Annotated in this window: 13 protein-coding genes and 1 pseudogene; 8 read left to right on the top strand and 6 right to left on the bottom strand. The window is 62.3% G+C overall.

Annotation, left to right across the window (positions count from 1 at the left end; translation table 11 throughout):
- Positions 1-36: 36 nt before the first annotated feature.
- Positions 37-1,461, bottom strand: a complete 1,425-nt coding sequence (locus OKW28_RS16835; protein ID WP_429447421.1) for an ammonium transporter — start codon at positions 1,459-1,461, stop codon at positions 37-39.
- Between the two features lie 26 nt (positions 1,462-1,487).
- Positions 1,488-1,826 carry a P-II family nitrogen regulator gene (locus OKW28_RS16830; RefSeq protein ID WP_026226100.1) on the bottom strand — a complete coding sequence of 113 codons (339 nt, stop codon included), beginning with the start codon at positions 1,824-1,826 and terminating at the stop codon, positions 1,488-1,490.
- Positions 1,827-2,276: 450 nt separating this feature from the next.
- On the opposite strand from OKW28_RS16830, the gene OKW28_RS16825 reads away from it, so the two are divergent.
- Complete coding sequence (locus OKW28_RS16825; protein WP_429447420.1) at positions 2,277-2,675, top strand: VOC family protein; 399 nt, start codon at positions 2,277-2,279, stop codon at positions 2,673-2,675.
- 466 nt (positions 2,676-3,141) lie between these two features.
- Here the strand turns inward: OKW28_RS16825 and OKW28_RS16820 are convergent, their stop codons facing one another.
- Together OKW28_RS16820 and OKW28_RS16815 are read right to left on the bottom strand one after the other, a co-directional pair.
- Positions 3,142-4,269 (bottom strand): aminotransferase class V-fold PLP-dependent enzyme, encoded by a 1,128-nt coding sequence (locus OKW28_RS16820; protein ID WP_429447419.1) that lies wholly within the window; start codon positions 4,267-4,269, stop codon positions 3,142-3,144.
- Between the two features lie 146 nt (positions 4,270-4,415).
- A complete protein-coding gene (locus OKW28_RS16815; RefSeq protein ID WP_429447418.1) occupies positions 4,416-4,925 on the bottom strand; it encodes a DUF1269 domain-containing protein in 510 nt (169 codons plus the stop codon).
- 264 nt (positions 4,926-5,189) lie between these two features.
- Between OKW28_RS16815 and OKW28_RS16810 the strand changes: the two genes are divergently transcribed.
- The 7 genes from OKW28_RS16810 to OKW28_RS16780 all read left to right on the top strand — a co-directional run bounded on the left by OKW28_RS16810 (position 5,190) and on the right by OKW28_RS16780 (position 12,801).
- Complete coding sequence (locus tag OKW28_RS16810; protein ID WP_429447417.1) at positions 5,190-5,852, top strand: dihydrofolate reductase family protein; 663 nt, start codon at positions 5,190-5,192, stop codon at positions 5,850-5,852.
- A 192-nt stretch (positions 5,853-6,044) separates the two neighbouring features.
- A complete protein-coding gene (locus tag OKW28_RS16805) occupies positions 6,045-6,992 on the top strand; it encodes a pseudouridine-5'-phosphate glycosidase (RefSeq protein WP_429448743.1) in 948 nt (315 codons plus the stop codon).
- Between the two features lie 303 nt (positions 6,993-7,295).
- Positions 7,296-10,187, top strand: coding sequence for an adenylate/guanylate cyclase domain-containing protein (locus tag OKW28_RS16800; protein ID WP_429447416.1), 2,892 nt, complete (start codon positions 7,296-7,298; stop codon positions 10,185-10,187).
- A 26-nt stretch (positions 10,188-10,213) separates the two neighbouring features.
- Positions 10,214-10,600, top strand: coding sequence for a hypothetical protein (locus OKW28_RS16795; RefSeq protein ID WP_429447414.1), 387 nt, complete (start codon positions 10,214-10,216; stop codon positions 10,598-10,600).
- A 151-nt stretch (positions 10,601-10,751) separates the two neighbouring features.
- The gene (locus OKW28_RS16790) at positions 10,752-12,164 is read left to right on the top strand and encodes a DUF5939 domain-containing protein (protein ID WP_429447412.1); all 1,413 of its coding nucleotides are present in this window, start codon (positions 10,752-10,754) and stop codon (positions 12,162-12,164) included.
- A 75-nt stretch (positions 12,165-12,239) separates the two neighbouring features.
- On the top strand, positions 12,240-12,569 hold the full coding sequence (locus tag OKW28_RS16785) for a hypothetical protein (protein ID WP_429448839.1): 330 nt from the start codon (positions 12,240-12,242) through the stop codon (positions 12,567-12,569).
- On the top strand, positions 12,481-12,801 hold the full coding sequence (locus OKW28_RS16780) for a BON domain-containing protein (protein ID WP_429448741.1): 321 nt from the start codon (positions 12,481-12,483) through the stop codon (positions 12,799-12,801). Before OKW28_RS16785 ends, OKW28_RS16780 begins: the two co-directional genes overlap by 89 nt.
- Before the next feature lie 143 nt (positions 12,802-12,944).
- On the opposite strand, the pseudogene OKW28_RS16775 reads toward OKW28_RS16780, so the two are convergent.
- Positions 12,945-13,376, bottom strand: a pseudogene (locus OKW28_RS16775) (glycine cleavage T C-terminal barrel domain-containing protein); the annotation flags it as partial.
- Positions 13,377-13,384: 8 nt separating this feature from the next.
- Positions 13,385-14,299 carry an AraC family transcriptional regulator gene (locus OKW28_RS16770; protein ID WP_184010480.1) on the bottom strand — a complete coding sequence of 305 codons (915 nt, stop codon included), beginning with the start codon at positions 14,297-14,299 and terminating at the stop codon, positions 13,385-13,387.
- Between the last annotated feature and the right edge of the window lie 19 nt (positions 14,300-14,318).

Below are 14,318 nucleotides of genomic sequence, written 5' to 3'. Positions count from 1 at the left end.
GTGACCGTCGTACCCGCTCCATCCGCGGCGCAACCGTTATTCGACCGCCTCGCCATGCAGCACCAGGTCCAGTCCTTCGCGCTCTTCTTCCTCGGCGACACGCAACCCCATCACTGCGTCGATTGCCTTGAGCAGAACAAACGAGACCACCCCGCTGTAGATCAGCGTCGTCGCGACACCCTTGAGTTGCAGCATCACGTCACCGTCCGCGCCGCCGATGTCCTTGACCGCGAACACGCCGGTCAGCAGCGCACCGACGATCCCGCCCACGCAGTGCACGCCGAACGCGTCGAGCGAATCGTCGTAACCGAGCTTGTGCTTGAGCCACGTGGCCGCCCAGAAGCAGACCACACCCGCGACGATACCGATCACGAGCGCGCCGACCGTGCCGACGAAGCCCGACGCCGGCGTAATCGCCACCAGACCCGCGACCGCGCCCGACACTATACCGAGCACGGACGGCTTGCCCTTGGCTGCCCATTCGGCGAACATCCACGCAAGCGCCGCCGCGGCGGTCGCCACCTGCGTCGCGAACATCGCGAAGCCGGCACGGCCGTCCGCTGCCACGGCCGAACCCGCGTTGAAGCCGAACCAGCCGACCCACAGCATCGCGCCACCGATCAGCGTGAGCGTCAGGTTGTGCGGCGCCATCGCTTCCTTGCCATAGCCGACGCGCTTGCCGAGCACCAGACAGCAGACCAGACCCGCGATACCGGCGTTGATGTGCACCACCGTGCCGCCCGCGAAGTCGAGGATGCCCGCGCTAGCCAGCCAGCCGCTCGGCTCCCACACCATGTGCGCGATCGGCGAGTAGACGATGATCGACCACAGCGTCATGAACACCAGCATCGCCGAGAACTTCATGCGGTCCGCGAACGCACCGGTGATCAGCGCCGGCGTGATGATCGCGAAGGTCATCTGGTAGACGAAGTAGACCGTCTCGGGGATCGTCGGCGCGAGGTGGCTGACGGTCAGCGTCGTGGCCTTGTCGCCCTTGATGTAGTTCATGCCCGTCATGAAGACGCGCGAGAAGCCGCCGATGAACGAGCCGCCCGGCGTGAACGCGAGGCTGTAGCCCACCACGGTCCAGACGATCGTCACGACACAGGTGATCGCGAAGCTTTGCATCAGCGTCGCGAGCACGTTCTTCTTGCGGACCATGCCGCCGTAGAACAGCGCGAGACCCGGGATCGTCATGAACAGCACGAGCGCGGTGGAGGTCAGCATCCATGCGGTGTCGCCGGAGTTGATCTTCGATGAATCGACCGAGAACGGTGCGGTTGGGGCGGCCGGTGCCGATGCAGCGGCATCCGCCGCGGCCGGTGCCGCTGGAGCCGCGGACGCTTGCGCGACCGGTACGGAGGCGGCCGCGGGCGCCGATGCGTCTTGCGCGAATGCGGAGCCCAGGCCGCCCGCGAGCAGCGAGCCCGCCATCAATAAAGTCATCAACAGTTTGCGCATCTCTCTTTCCTCTTATCCCAGTGTTTTTATAGGGCGTCGGCGCCGGTCTCGCCGGTGCGAATCCGGATCACCTGTTCGATCGGCGTCACGAAGATCTTCCCGTCACCAATCTTTCCGGTACGCGCCGCACGCTCGATCGCCTCGATAGCCTGATCGACGATGTCATCCGGGACGGCGACCTCGATCTTCACTTTCGGCAGGAAATCGACGACGTACTCCGCGCCCCGATACAGTTCGGTGTGCCCTTTCTGACGCCCAAAACCCTTGACCTCCGTAACTGTGATTCCAGAGACGCCAAGCGATGACAAGGCTTCTCGAGCCTCATCAAGCTTGAATGGCTTGATGACCGCACTGATTAGTTTCAATTTGCCCCTCCGTTGATCGTCGATCCCGATGTTGGCCGCGAATGACCGCGTCTCAGCGCGCGGAGACGTTCAAAGCAACTGTCATGCCATTCGCACGACAGGTGTTGAAGCGGGGAATTATTGGAGGAGCCGAACTTCGAGTCCTTCAGCGGTCAGATGGATGTTGTGAGGAACGAAGCGGGATTGGGCGGCAGCACTGTCAGAAGGCTTCCTGGCGGAATGCGGTGTACAGATGGAATGTACCCAGGCACCATGTGCGAGCGTTTTCCTGTCGTCCGTCCAATCGGGGGCATGCGTGCACGATTCTGCCGCTTGTCATTACATATTCATTAATCGAAGCTTCCAGGTTTCCACTCGCAGGCCCGACGCTCGCGAGCGTTCAAGAGGTCGAGCGCAACTCCGCCGTGATACCGTGCAAAGACATCGCGATTCGAACAGGAACAGATCAGGATGATTTCGCATGTTTTCGTTGGGGTTAATGACTTTGACCGAGCCTTGAAATTCTATTCGGCCGTCATGAGCGAGTTGGGACATCGACTGAAGTTTTGCGAGCCAGATAAACCGTGGGCTGGTTGGATGGCTGAGGGTATGCCGCGTCCGCTTTTCCTTATCGGCAGGCCATATGATGGCAACTTAGCAGAACACGGAAACGGTCAAATGGTGGCATTGCTCGCGCCTGATCGTCGTTCAGTGGACAACGCATACGCTAGCGCGCTGGCAAACTCAGGTTCTTGCGAAGGTCCTCCCGGCTTGCGAGCACACTATCACCGGGACTATTACGGGGCGTACTTCCGCGACCCGGAGGGAAACAGGATTTGCGTTTGTTGTCACGATCTCGTGACTCAGTAGCACTCACAAAACCTCGAACACGCTATACACCGGCCTATTTTCGAAGCGGTACCCGCTTCGACTTGAAAATTGCCGTCGAGGCGGCGCGAGCGGTCGACGGGATCGGGTCGGCTACTGTTCAGTGAACCTAACATTCGGTTGACTTCCTGAGGCATTCGTCACCCCCGATGATCCCGTCGAAGGTTCTGCGGCACGCGTGGGGTGTCGGGGTAGAGCGACCTTAGCATGTCCGCGTTGGCCGGTTTCTGCGCGCGCACGGCGGCTGAGCGGGAAGCCTTTTCCCGCTGCTGCCGTATCGCCTGCACGCAGCCCATCATTCTTCTTTGAAACGGTTTCTGTATCGCGCGGGAGACCAGTCGCACAGCCACTTGCAACCGGATGGTGCGCAGCCAGTCGCACCATCCGCGGCGCCGTGCGGCGGCCAGTCGCGAGAGCGAGCCACGCGCACGTGCTTTGGAAAAACGCGCTAAAGAATACTGTCCAACGCCTTGGCGAGCCTGGCAACCACACCTTCGACGTCATGCAGTTTGTCCAGGCCAAATAATCCGACGCGGAAGGTTTTGAAGTCTTCTGGCTCGTCGCATTGAAGGGGAACACCGGCCGCGATCTGCAAGCCGGCATCGGCGAATTTCTTGCCGGACCGTATGCCGTCATCGTCCGTATAGCAGACCACGACGCCAGGAGCCTGAAAACCTTCAGCCGCCACGCTTTTGAAACCTTTGTCACTCAGGAGTGAGCGAATGCGCTTGCCGAGTTCAAGCTGCTCAGCTCTGACTTTCTCGAAACCATATGCCTCGGTTTCCTTCATGACGTCGCGCAGCGTCGCGAGACTGTCCGTCGGCATCGTGGCGTGATAGGCGAACCCGCCGTTCTCGTAGGCTTCCATGATCTGCAGCCATTTCCCAAGATCACAAGCGAAACTGGTGCTGGTCGTTGCGTCGATTTTTTCGCGGGCGAGAGGGCTGAGCATGACCATTGCGCAGCAGGGTGACGCACTCCATCCTTTTTGCGGTGCGCTGATCAGGACATCGATGCCACTGGCCTGCATGTCCACCCAGATCGTACCGGAGGCGATGCAATCCAGTACAAACATGCCGCCGACGGCATGCACCGCGTCGGACACCGCGCGCAAGTAGGCATCAGGCAGCATCATCCCGGATGCGGTTTCGACATGCGGCGCAAAGACCAGGTCTGGCTTGTTTTCCTTGATCGCAGCGACGACTTCTTCGATCGGAGCCGGTGCATATGCGGCCTGCCTACCTAGTTCGACCGGACACGCCTTCAACACCACCGATTCAGACGGAATGTCGCCCATGTCGAAAATCTGTGACCAGCGGAAACTGAACCAGCCATTGCGGATGACCAGACACTTCCTGTTCGTCGCGAACTGCCGGGCGACGGCTTCCATGCCGAAAGTCCCGCTGCCCGGGACGATAACGGCCGACTTCGCGTTGTAGACTTTTTTCAGGGCGCCGGAAATATCGCGTACGACTCCTTGAAAGAGCTGCGACATGTGATTGATCGATCGGTCGGTGTAGACGACCGAATATTCGAGGAGTCCATCGCGGTCGACATCGGGAAGTAAACCTGGCACGTTCGCCTCCGGTAATTGACGAGTAAAAGAATCGAAAACAGATTCTAACGAAAGCCGCCTGCAACGGCATCGGCCGAGACGCCCCCGCCCTTCTTCGATCGCCGTCGCCCCAAAGGTGGCGCCGCTCGCCTCCTCCCGACTGCTTCTCAGGGGAAGATCGGTGTCGTGGACTCCGCGCCCTCGATATCGGCCTTCGGAAAATGCTGCGCGACCATCTGCTCGATGTCCTGTTCGCGCGATCCAGGCACGTCGGCCATGATCAGGAGCTGGCCGTTACGGATGGCGTCCCGAAAGCGCTCGAGTCGTGCATTCGGTTCGGCGACGCCGATCATCGCGGCCGTCCAGGCCCCGAAGCCGGCCCCCGCCAACGTCAATGCGATGACGGCTCCGCCCGCAATAGCGAGCTCCGCGGGAGGAAACGCCAGCGCCACGAGGCCGACAAGCGCTCCGGTCGCACCGCCGAGCGCCACGCCTCGTTCGAGCGAGTGCACGACGTCGCTGCTCTGCAGCAAAGTTGCCTCGGGTAACTGTTCGAGTGCGACGCTGTGATTCGCGAGAACATGGAGATGTCGCCATGTGATCCGCGCCCGCAGCAAGTCGTCTACGATCGCCTTGGCCATCGTCGTGTCAGATGCGAGGAAATAAAGACGTCTCATCTCGACCCTCCATCAATCAAGCCGTCCTCAAACGGGACGATGCCGTTCATCGTACGCCTGCGGCAGGCAAAAGTTGGCTCTGGGCAGGTGCGTGCCGTGTTTGGATGGCTGGTCGCCGCTGTATGCCAGCTTACAAATTCGGAAAACTTCTCCTGGAGACATATGCTTGAGCAAAAATCTGCTGCCAGACTATTTCGCGTAGTTCCGGCAAACCATGCAGCTTTGCGGTCCACATTACGTTAGGCGTCTAAACGGAGGCAAACGATGACACGCGTTCGCGTTGCGGGCTTCACCATTTCGCTCGACGGATACGGTGCAGGCCCGAATCAAGACATCAACAATCCGCTCGGCGTTGGCGGGACGGAACTGCATCAGTGGCTAGTCCCAACACACACGTTCCAGCAAGCCTTGTTCGGCAAGGACGGCGGTACGACCGGGGTTGACGATGATTTCGCCGCCCGTGGCTTTCAGAATGTCGGGGCCTGGATTCTTGGGCGGAACATGTTCGGACCCGTTCGTGGGGACTGGCCGGACACAAACTGGAAAGGCTGGTGGGGAGACAATCCACCGTATCACGTTCCAGTCTTCATCTTGACCCATCACGCTCGTCCCCCCATCGAGATGGCAGGCGGCACGACGTTCCACTTCATAACAGGAGGCATTCGCGAGGCGCTCGACCGTGCACGCGAGGCCGCTGCCGGAATGGACGTGCGGATTGGCGGTGGGCCGGACACAATTCGGCAGTATCTTCGCGAGGGCCTCATCGATGATCTGCACATTGCCGTCGCGCCGGTCCTGCTCGGCCGGGGAGAATCGCTGTTCGAAGGGGTCGACTTGCGGGCTCTGGGATACGAATGCGTTGAATTCGTAGCGTCGGAGAAGGCCACGCATGTCGTCCTAAGGCGCCAAGGGCACACGGACGCCTAACCACTCGCTGAAGGCCGACGCCCCTGACGGGCCGCGGCCTTAGCCGGTTTCGGGCGCGGTCATTTACGCTCATCCTCCCGGCCATCGCCGGGATGAATCCGTTTGCCTTATGCCATCTGCGCCGGCCACAGCAAACCGTGGACCGGTCTTGTACAGCATACTTCAGTGAATCACACCACCGAAAGGATCGACATGGTTGCTGACCTTGCACGCTCCTGGTTGACCTGGAGCGCGCCTGCAGCCGCTGCACAGGCCTCCGGTCGCCCGCTCGTGGCGCTGGAATCGACCATCATCGCCCACGGCATGCCCTACCCGGAGAACGTTCGCACTGCGCGCGAAGTGGAGGCCTTGATCCGTGACGCGGGTGCCGAGCCGGCGACTATTGCGCTGATCGATGGGCGAATCCACATCGGCCTTTCGGATGACGAGCTGGAAACGATCGGCCGATCGGACCACGTGCATAAGGTCAGCCGCCGCGACCTGCCGGCCGTGCTGGCCGGCGGCGGGCTGGGCGCCACGACCGTGGCTGGCACGATGATATGTGCGGCGTTGGCCGGCATCGAGGTCTTCGTCACCGGAGGCATTGGCGGCGTACACCGAGGCGCGCATGAAACCTTTGACATCTCGGCCGACCTGCAGGAACTGGCGAAGACCTCGGTGGCGGTGATCTGTGCCGGTGCGAAGTCCATCCTGGACATCGGGCTCACATTGGAATACCTGGAAACCCACGGCGTGCCGGTGCTCAGTTGCGAACAGGACAATTTTGCGGCGTTCTACACGCGTGACAGCGGCTTTCGCGCGGACTTCAGGCTGGACGACGCGGAGGAACAGGCACGGTTCATTCGCACCAAGTGGGACCTGGGCCTCGACGGCGGTGTGGTGTTGAGCACTCCGGTGCCGGAAGCCGCAGCGATGTCGTTCGAAGAGATCGACGCGCTGACCCAGCAGGCGCTCGACGAGGCCGCTGCACAAGGAATCACTGGCAAGGCCGTCACCCCCTTCCTGCTGGCGCGCATCAAGGCGTTGACAGGCGGGCGCAGTCTGGCGACAAACATCGCGCTCGTGAAACACAACGCCGAGGTCGGCGCAAGGCTGGCGCTAGCTTTGGCACGCTCAAAGCCCAGGACAGGCGCGGTGTAGCCTCACTGCCGTTTCGCGCGGCTGGCGACTTCGTTGACGGCCACCGCGCTCATTTCGAGCCAGTGCCGAAGCTGTTCGCCCGGCCGCTATATGAGGCGCTGGCTCGTCGATATCTGCCTCGCTGAAGTACCAGGTGTCCAATCGGCAACGCGCGAGACGCACCTTCTCCGCTGCTTTCCGCCGGTCGACAACCGCGCCCATGGGCGGCAGCGATGCGTCGGCCGCCGCCCGGGGCGCAGAGCTCCACGAAGCCAGCCCCGTGCTATTTTTGACGGATTCGACACCTTCCTCTCAGGAGGGCTCGTGGACGTCGCCGTGTGGCTGCACAGCCTCGGAATGGAGCGGTATGAACCGGTGTTTCGCGAGAACGCCATCGACGCCGACGTGCTTCGCGATCTCACCGCGGACGATCTGAAAGAACTGGGTATTGCGTCGGTTGGTCATCGCCGCAAACTGCTCGATGCCTTGACTGAATTGCGGGCGCGAACCGGGCCCCGGCATAGCGCCGCGAGCCCAGGCGAGGCGAAAGGCGAACGACGGCAGGTCGCCGTCCTGTTCGCCGATCTGTGTGGCTTCACGCGGATGAGCCGTGAAGTCGACGCGGAGGAAGTACTCGCCGTGCTCGATCGCTACTTCGAGCAGGTTGACCGCACCATCGAGCAACATGGCGGGCACGTCGACAAGCACGTCGGCGACTGCGTCATGGCAGTATTCGGCGCGCCGGTCTCGCATGGCAATGATGTCGAACGCGCCGTGCGGGCGGCACTCGCGATCAGGGATGGGATGCCCGACCTGTCGCGTGCTCTCGGCCGCCCGGTCTCCGTGCATATCGGCATAGCCGGCGGCGAAGTCGTCGCAAGCGGCACCGGTAGCGCGACTCACAGGGAATACACCGTCACCGGCGACACGGTCAACCTCGCCTCGCGTCTCACCGATGCGGCTGAGCCGGGGAAGATCCTGATCTCGGAAAGCGTGCGACGCCCGCTGGCTGACCGCATGGACTGTGTCGAACGCGGCGCGCTGTCGGTCAAAGGCTTCGCAGAAGCGGTCACGGCGTGGTGTATTGCCGGCCTTCGGCGCTCACGCCCGGGCCGGCCGTTCGTCGGCCGGCATCATGAGATGCGGCAGTTTCGATCCGTGCTCCATTCCTGCCGCGACACCGGAGGCGGACGCACCGTTCTGCTGCGCGGTGAGGCCGGGATCGGCAAAACACGCCTGGTCGAGGAATTCGAACGCGAGGCGCGGGAGTCAGGATTCCTTTCTCATACTGGCCTCGTGCTCGACTTCGGTGCGTCAACCGGACGTGGCGCAATCCAGTCTCTCGTGCGCGGCCTGTTGGCAGCCGACGGCTCAACTGACGGAGCTGCGAGTGCCACTGGCGTCGAGCACGCGCTCGCCAGCGGTTTGATCGACGCTGGCGACGCCCTCTTCCTCGAAGATCTGGTCAATTTGCCGATGGGGTTCGAGGACCGGGCAGTCTACGAGGCCATGGACAATGAAATGCGCGTTCGCGGCCGACGCAACGCCCTGACCCGGCTCGTCCAACGCGCGAGCCGCCAGCAATCTCGGGTACTGGTCGTCGAGGATATTCACTGGTCGGACGAATCGACGCTTCGCGACCTCGCCGGACTTTCGGAAACCATGGCGGGATGTCCGGCCGTACTCGTGCTGACAGTGCGGACGCACGGCGATTCGAGTGAAGAGCCGTGGCGCGTGGCGACCGGCGGACCGTATTCGCTGATCGATCTGGGTCCGCTGAGCGCCAGCGACGCGCAGGCGATGGCCAGATCGTTTCCCGGGGCGCAGGCAGGTCTGGCGGGACGCTGCATCGAACGGGCGGCGGGCAATCCGCTGTTTCTCGAGCAGTTGCTGAACGATGCGCAGGACGGCGAAGGGACCGGCGTGCCGGGGTCGGTGCGAAGCCTCGTACAGGCGCGGCTGGATCGGCTTGATCCCGCCGATAAGACAGTGCTGCAGGCTGCCTCGGTGCTCGGCCAGTTGTTCGAGAAGGAGGCGGTCGATTTTCTCGTCGATGGCGCTGGCGCCGATGCGAATGCCGGCGTTGCGCTGGAACCGCTTGTGATCGGTCTGCTGTTACGACGTCAGGGCACCGGATTCATCTTCCATCACGCACTGATTCGCGACGCCATTTATGACGGGCTGCTGAAAAGCCGGCGCCGCGATTTGCATCGTCGCGCCGCACAGTGGTACGGCGAGCGCGACCTCGTCCTGCGAGCCGAACATCTCGATCGCGCGGGAGAACCCGGGGCAGCGCTCGCCTATTGCGAAGCAGCGCGCTCGCAGGCGTCGGGGCACCGCCATGAAGCCGCGCTCCGGCTTGTCGAACGAGGGCTCGATCTCGCGGATCAACGCAGCGACCGCGCCGCACTCGAGTGTCTACATGGAAGCGTCCTGCATGACCTGGGTGACATGAAGTCGGCACTTCATGCATTCGAAATCGCCCTCGAATATGCGACGACGGACGCGGAGCGTTGCCGCGCATGGATCGGGCGGGCCACGGTGAAGCGGATCATCGACGATCTCGACGGTGCATGGGCCGACCTCGACTACGCCGCTGAAGCCTCCCAAGGCCTGTTGCGCGAAAAGGCGCGCATTCACTTCCTGCGCGGCAATCTGTGTTTTCCCCGCGGCGATATCGACGGCTGCGTGCGTGAGCACGGGCGCAGCCTTGCCCTCGCGCGCGACGCGTGTGATCCCGAACAGGAGGCGGCCGCACTCGGCGGCCTTGGCGATGGCGAGTACATGCGCGGCCGGATGATCAGCGCCCACGCGGCCTTCAGCCGCTGCATCGAACTCTGCCAATGCCATGGCTTCGGACGGATCGAGGTGGCCAACCTTCCGATGCGGGCGATCACGACGTGGTTTACCGGCGAAGCCGCGAGCGCACTCGACGCCGCGCTTGCCAGCGTCGCCGCAGCGCAGAAAGTGGGGCATCCCCGCGCACTTGCCGTCGCCCATCACGCTGCCTGGCACTGCCTGCACGATCGCGCGGAGTGGGATCGTGCGTGGGAGCACGTCGCTCCTGCGCTACAGTGCGCGCGCGAGCTGAAATCAAGGCGCTTCGAAGGTGAAGCGCTCGCGTTTCGCGCGGAATTGCATCGGGTCGCGGGCCGTCAGCGCGAAGCGCGCGCCGATATCGAAGCGGCGCTGTCGATCAGCCGGGAGACCGGCTGAACTACCTGGGCCCCGCTTATCTCGGCGTGCTCGCGCGCACGACGGACGACCCCGTTGTCTTCGCACAGGCGCTCGCGGAAGGCGAAGCTTTGCTCGCGGCCGGAGCGGTGAGCCACAACCACTTTCTGTTTCGACGTGATGCGATAGATGCATGCATCGACCGCAAACGCTGGGATGCGGCCGCGCATCATGCTGCGGCCCTTGAAGACTACGCACGCCGCGAGCCATCGCCCTTTTCCGGATTTTTCGTGGCGCGCGCACGGGCGCTTGTCTCGTATGGAACCGGCAATCGCGATCCGGCATCGCTGAAGGAACTCCAGCGGCTACGGCAGGAGGGCAGCAACCTGGGTTTCCTTTATGCGCTCCTGGCCATCGAGGCCGCGCTTTCGGGCGAGGCCGATAGAGGAGGATAGGGTCGCCGCGCTCACTCCTGTTGACGCCGTCCAACCGTCACCGTATCTTGCAATCCAAGGTAGAGCGACATGACACGGCAGTTGTGTCTGACTGTTTTCCGTTGACCTCGCCACGACGATGAACATTGACGATCGGCTTCTCGAGAGCAAAATGATCGCGATCGAGCAGGCGCGATCATGGAGTCCGCGCGTCATTTCCAAGCTCGAGACTCTGATCAGGAGCGGCGACGAGCTGTCCGTCTACCGGGTCAATCCGCTGGCGTTTGCGCGAGATCGCGGCATAAACGAGGCTGAATGCATTGACCTCTTTCTTCATGCGGCGCGATACGGATTGTTCGAGATGAACTGGGACGTTCTTTGTCCGCAGTCGGGAATGGTCCTCCACAGCTTCGGATCATTGCGTACTCTCAAGACCCATTACGTCTGTGGGCTATGCGACGTTACGGGCGAAACCGACCTCGACGATTTCATCCAGGTCACGTTTTCAATATCGCCCGAACTTCGGAGGCTGACGTTCCACGATCCCGAGTCGCTTTCCGTTGAAGATTTCCACTGGAAACTGCGATTTAACGGTGACGGTCGGTTCGCCGGCCAGCAAGCCCGGTTTCTCGACTTCTTGCGGGGGCTCGTGCGCGGCCTCACGTTCCTGCCGCCAGGTTCGACGACGACCCTGCAGGCTGTTCTTGGCCCCGGTGCCTTGACGGGTGTGAATGTCGAGACACAAGCCGCTCTCATTGTTCCGATCGCTGGTGAGCCCGCCACCTCGCCGACACTGTTGCAGGCCGGTTATGACGGTCAACGGTTTGCCCCGGCGCTCTCCGTTGTGCCGCCTGGTCCTGTCGTCATCCAAGTAAGGAATACCGGGAGCACGCGCGGGTCGCTGCTCTTGATCAATTGGCCTCCAGAGGTCGTCGCTCAGGCCATCAAGCCGCCGCTCGAATTCGAACCGTATCTCTCCGGAGGGGCGCTGGTGGCGCGACAAACTTTCCGGCGCCTGTTCCGCTCGGAGAACGTTGACGAGAAGGAAGGCCTTGGGATTCGGCAAGTGACGTTCGTTTTCACGGATCTCAAGGGTTCGACGGCCATGTATGAACGCATCGGTGATCTGAATGCGTACGGCCTCGTCAGACAGCATTTCGCCTTGCTTGAGATGATCGCACAACGGTACTCCGGCGCTATCGTAAAGACGATTGGCGACGCTGTGATGGCCGTCTTTTGTCGACCAACGGACGCAGTCTCCGCGTCGTTGAGTATCGTGGAGGAAATCGGGCACTTCAATCGCGAACGTGGAGAACCGGCGATCATCCTGAAGATCGGGGCACATTGCGGGCCGTCGATTGCGGTGACACTGAACGACAATCTCGATTATTTCGGTCAGGCCGTCAACGTCGCCGCGCGCGTTCAGTCTCTCGCCGACGCCGGGGAGATTTGCATTTCGGAAGCGCTCTATAGTGCGCCTGGGGTCCGCGACCTCCTTGGTGGCCGCACTGTCGTCGAATTTGAGGCTCCGCTTCGCGGCCTCCAGGGCAGGGCAAGCGTGTATCGCATCGTGTCCGAGTGGTGACGGCTTACGGGGCCGATCCTGCCTCCTGTTGGGGCGATTCTTGTTTGCTCAACGTCGAACCCGACAGGTGCCGAGATGGAGAAGAACGACGCAGCCGGTTTGCTCCCTATGCACGGCGTTCAGCAGCGTTCCGAGGAAACGCTCGCGACCTGGATCTGCTGGTCAAAGAAATCGTTCGACACGGACAGCGGATTTTGCAAGGTTGGCAGAACCCAAAGGAGCCAGCATGAACATAAGCAATGCGAGCAGAATAATCGGCGCAATGATAATTGCGGCCATCGCGAGTGGCGCGGCCTATGCGAACGCGCAACAAGCTATGAGCGCAACGGCCGGCGCGGTCGCACAAAGGGTGGCGGCCTCGGGCTCGCCGCCTCGACCCAGGCCGGATACTTCGATAGTTCGTGACGTTCGCCGCGCCCTCAGGCGTGTACCGGATATGGATGATTCAGAGATTCACATCAGGGCGAGCCACGGCGTCGTCACGCTCACCGGGTCGGTGCCGGAAAGCTGGCAGATCTCGCGCGCTGGCAATGCAGCAAGATCAGTGCTCGGAGTCAAGTCGGTGACGAACAGATTGACAGTGCGAAAGAGCGATGCAGCAAGCATTGAGCAATGTCTCGCGGCATCGGCCGGATAGGCTCGATGTTATTTTCATCACTTCGGCGTAGACGATGCTCTAGTGAGAATCTCCGGATCGACCTGAAGCTCCACGAAGGCGCAACGCGCGACTGTTGCGCGAAAACCTGATTTCGGGGTCGTTCTCGCCCCAGCTGGCTGCATCTAGCCCTTCACGCGTTCCGATCGCGGATCGTACGGCGCCCTAAGATGCACGGTTGCCCTCACCTGTTCGCCCGCCACGTCGATCGTATAGCGGCCTTGCGTGAGCCACGCGGCATCGGCGGCACCATCGGCACGGTTCACGAAACCCATTGCGACCGGGCATCGCAATGTATGCCCAAACGCGGCTGAGGTTACCGCCCCTACCGGCTCGCCGTCGCGCAAGATAGCTTCGCCACCCCACAGCATCAGATTTTCGGCGCCGTCGACCGTCAGGATCGCGAGACGCCGGCGCAGCGGCGCCTCGCGCAGACGCAGAAGGGCGTCGCGACCGCGGAAAGCGATGTCTCGGTCGAGCTTGCAGGCGAACGCCAGGCCTGCCTCGAACGGATTGCGATCCGGCGAAAGCTCGCGGCCCCAGGCCCGATAGCCTTTTTACGACGCTATCGAGCGACGACATTCGCTGCGTCTCGAGCATACTGCGTGGGCGGCAGTCCGACATGACGCGTGAACGCGACGCTGAATGCGCTCGCCGAGCCGTAGCCGACACGTTCCGCGATCACCGCGATGCTGACTTCGTTCCGGCGCAGCAGGCTCCTGGCGACGGCCATGCGCCACGACAACAGATACTCCATCGGTGCCACGCCGACTGCGCGGCTGAATCGATCGAAGAAAGAGGACCGGGAAAGCGCGGCGGTTTTTGCAAGTTGTGCGATCGTCCAGGGCTTGTGCGGACTCTCGTGCATATGACGGATGGCAAGCGCGAGACGGGCGTCGGCGAGGCCGCGGACGAGTCCGGGCGATGCCCCCGTCCCCGTGGCTCGCAACGCTTCAATGAAGAGCACCTCGAGCAGTCGCGCCAGCACGACCTCGCGCGCGGGCCGCTGCGCGCGCGATTCTTCCCTCACGAGCTTCACGAGCGTCGCCAGCCTGGGTTCACCGCGCACGTGCGCGAGCTTGGGCAAGAGCGAGACAAGCAAGGCCGCATCCGGCGAACCGAACGCGCAGAGGCCCGCAAGCCATTGGGCTTCTGGCGCGACCGATGCATCGCCGAAACGAAAGCTGCCGTCGGGCAGTGCCGCGGGCGCGATATCGGAGACGTCGTCATCGTCGGGCGGGTTGATGCTCGTCATCGTGAAGCTAAAAACCTCGGGCACAAGCACGAAGTCATCGGCCTGAAGAATGAGCGGCTCGCAACCATTGACGGATAGACGGAAGGAACCTTCGAGCACCACGCAATAGAACGGCTGACCGACTTCCGTGCGGCTCGCGCGCCAGCGCCCGGCGCCGCTCAGCACTTTCGAGAACGTGGGCGTCGGCTTCAGCAATGTGACGATTTCGGCGAGCGGGTCGATCATGATCGGACGATTTCGAATG

The organism is Paraburkholderia sp. 40 (assembly GCF_050434105.1).
In the GTDB taxonomy this organism is placed as follows: domain Bacteria; phylum Pseudomonadota; class Gammaproteobacteria; order Burkholderiales; family Burkholderiaceae; genus Paraburkholderia; species Paraburkholderia tuberum.
Note: the sequence above shows the minus strand (reverse complement) of the source record. Positions and strands in the feature narration are given on the sequence as shown.

Coding starts and splice junctions, on each gene's coding strand:
- OKW28_RS16825 (WP_429447420.1), top strand. CDS start 2,277: ATGATTTCGCATGTTTTCGTTGGGGTTAATGACTTTGACCGAGCCTTG.
- OKW28_RS16790 (WP_429447412.1), top strand. CDS start 10,752: ATGATCGCGATCGAGCAGGCGCGATCATGGAGTCCGCGCGTCATTTCC.
- OKW28_RS16770 (WP_184010480.1), bottom strand. CDS start 14,299: ATGATCGACCCGCTCGCCGAAATCGTCACATTGCTGAAGCCGACGCCC.
- OKW28_RS16835 (WP_429447421.1), bottom strand. CDS start 1,461: ATGCGCAAACTGTTGATGACTTTATTGATGGCGGGCTCGCTGCTCGCG.
- OKW28_RS16780 (WP_429448741.1), top strand. CDS start 12,481: ATGAGCGCAACGGCCGGCGCGGTCGCACAAAGGGTGGCGGCCTCGGGC.
- OKW28_RS16815 (WP_429447418.1), bottom strand. CDS start 4,925: ATGAGACGTCTTTATTTCCTCGCATCTGACACGACGATGGCCAAGGCG.
- OKW28_RS16810 (WP_429447417.1), top strand. CDS start 5,190: ATGACACGCGTTCGCGTTGCGGGCTTCACCATTTCGCTCGACGGATAC.
- OKW28_RS16805 (WP_429448743.1), top strand. CDS start 6,045: ATGGTTGCTGACCTTGCACGCTCCTGGTTGACCTGGAGCGCGCCTGCA.
- OKW28_RS16785 (WP_429448839.1), top strand. CDS start 12,240: ATGGAGAAGAACGACGCAGCCGGTTTGCTCCCTATGCACGGCGTTCAG.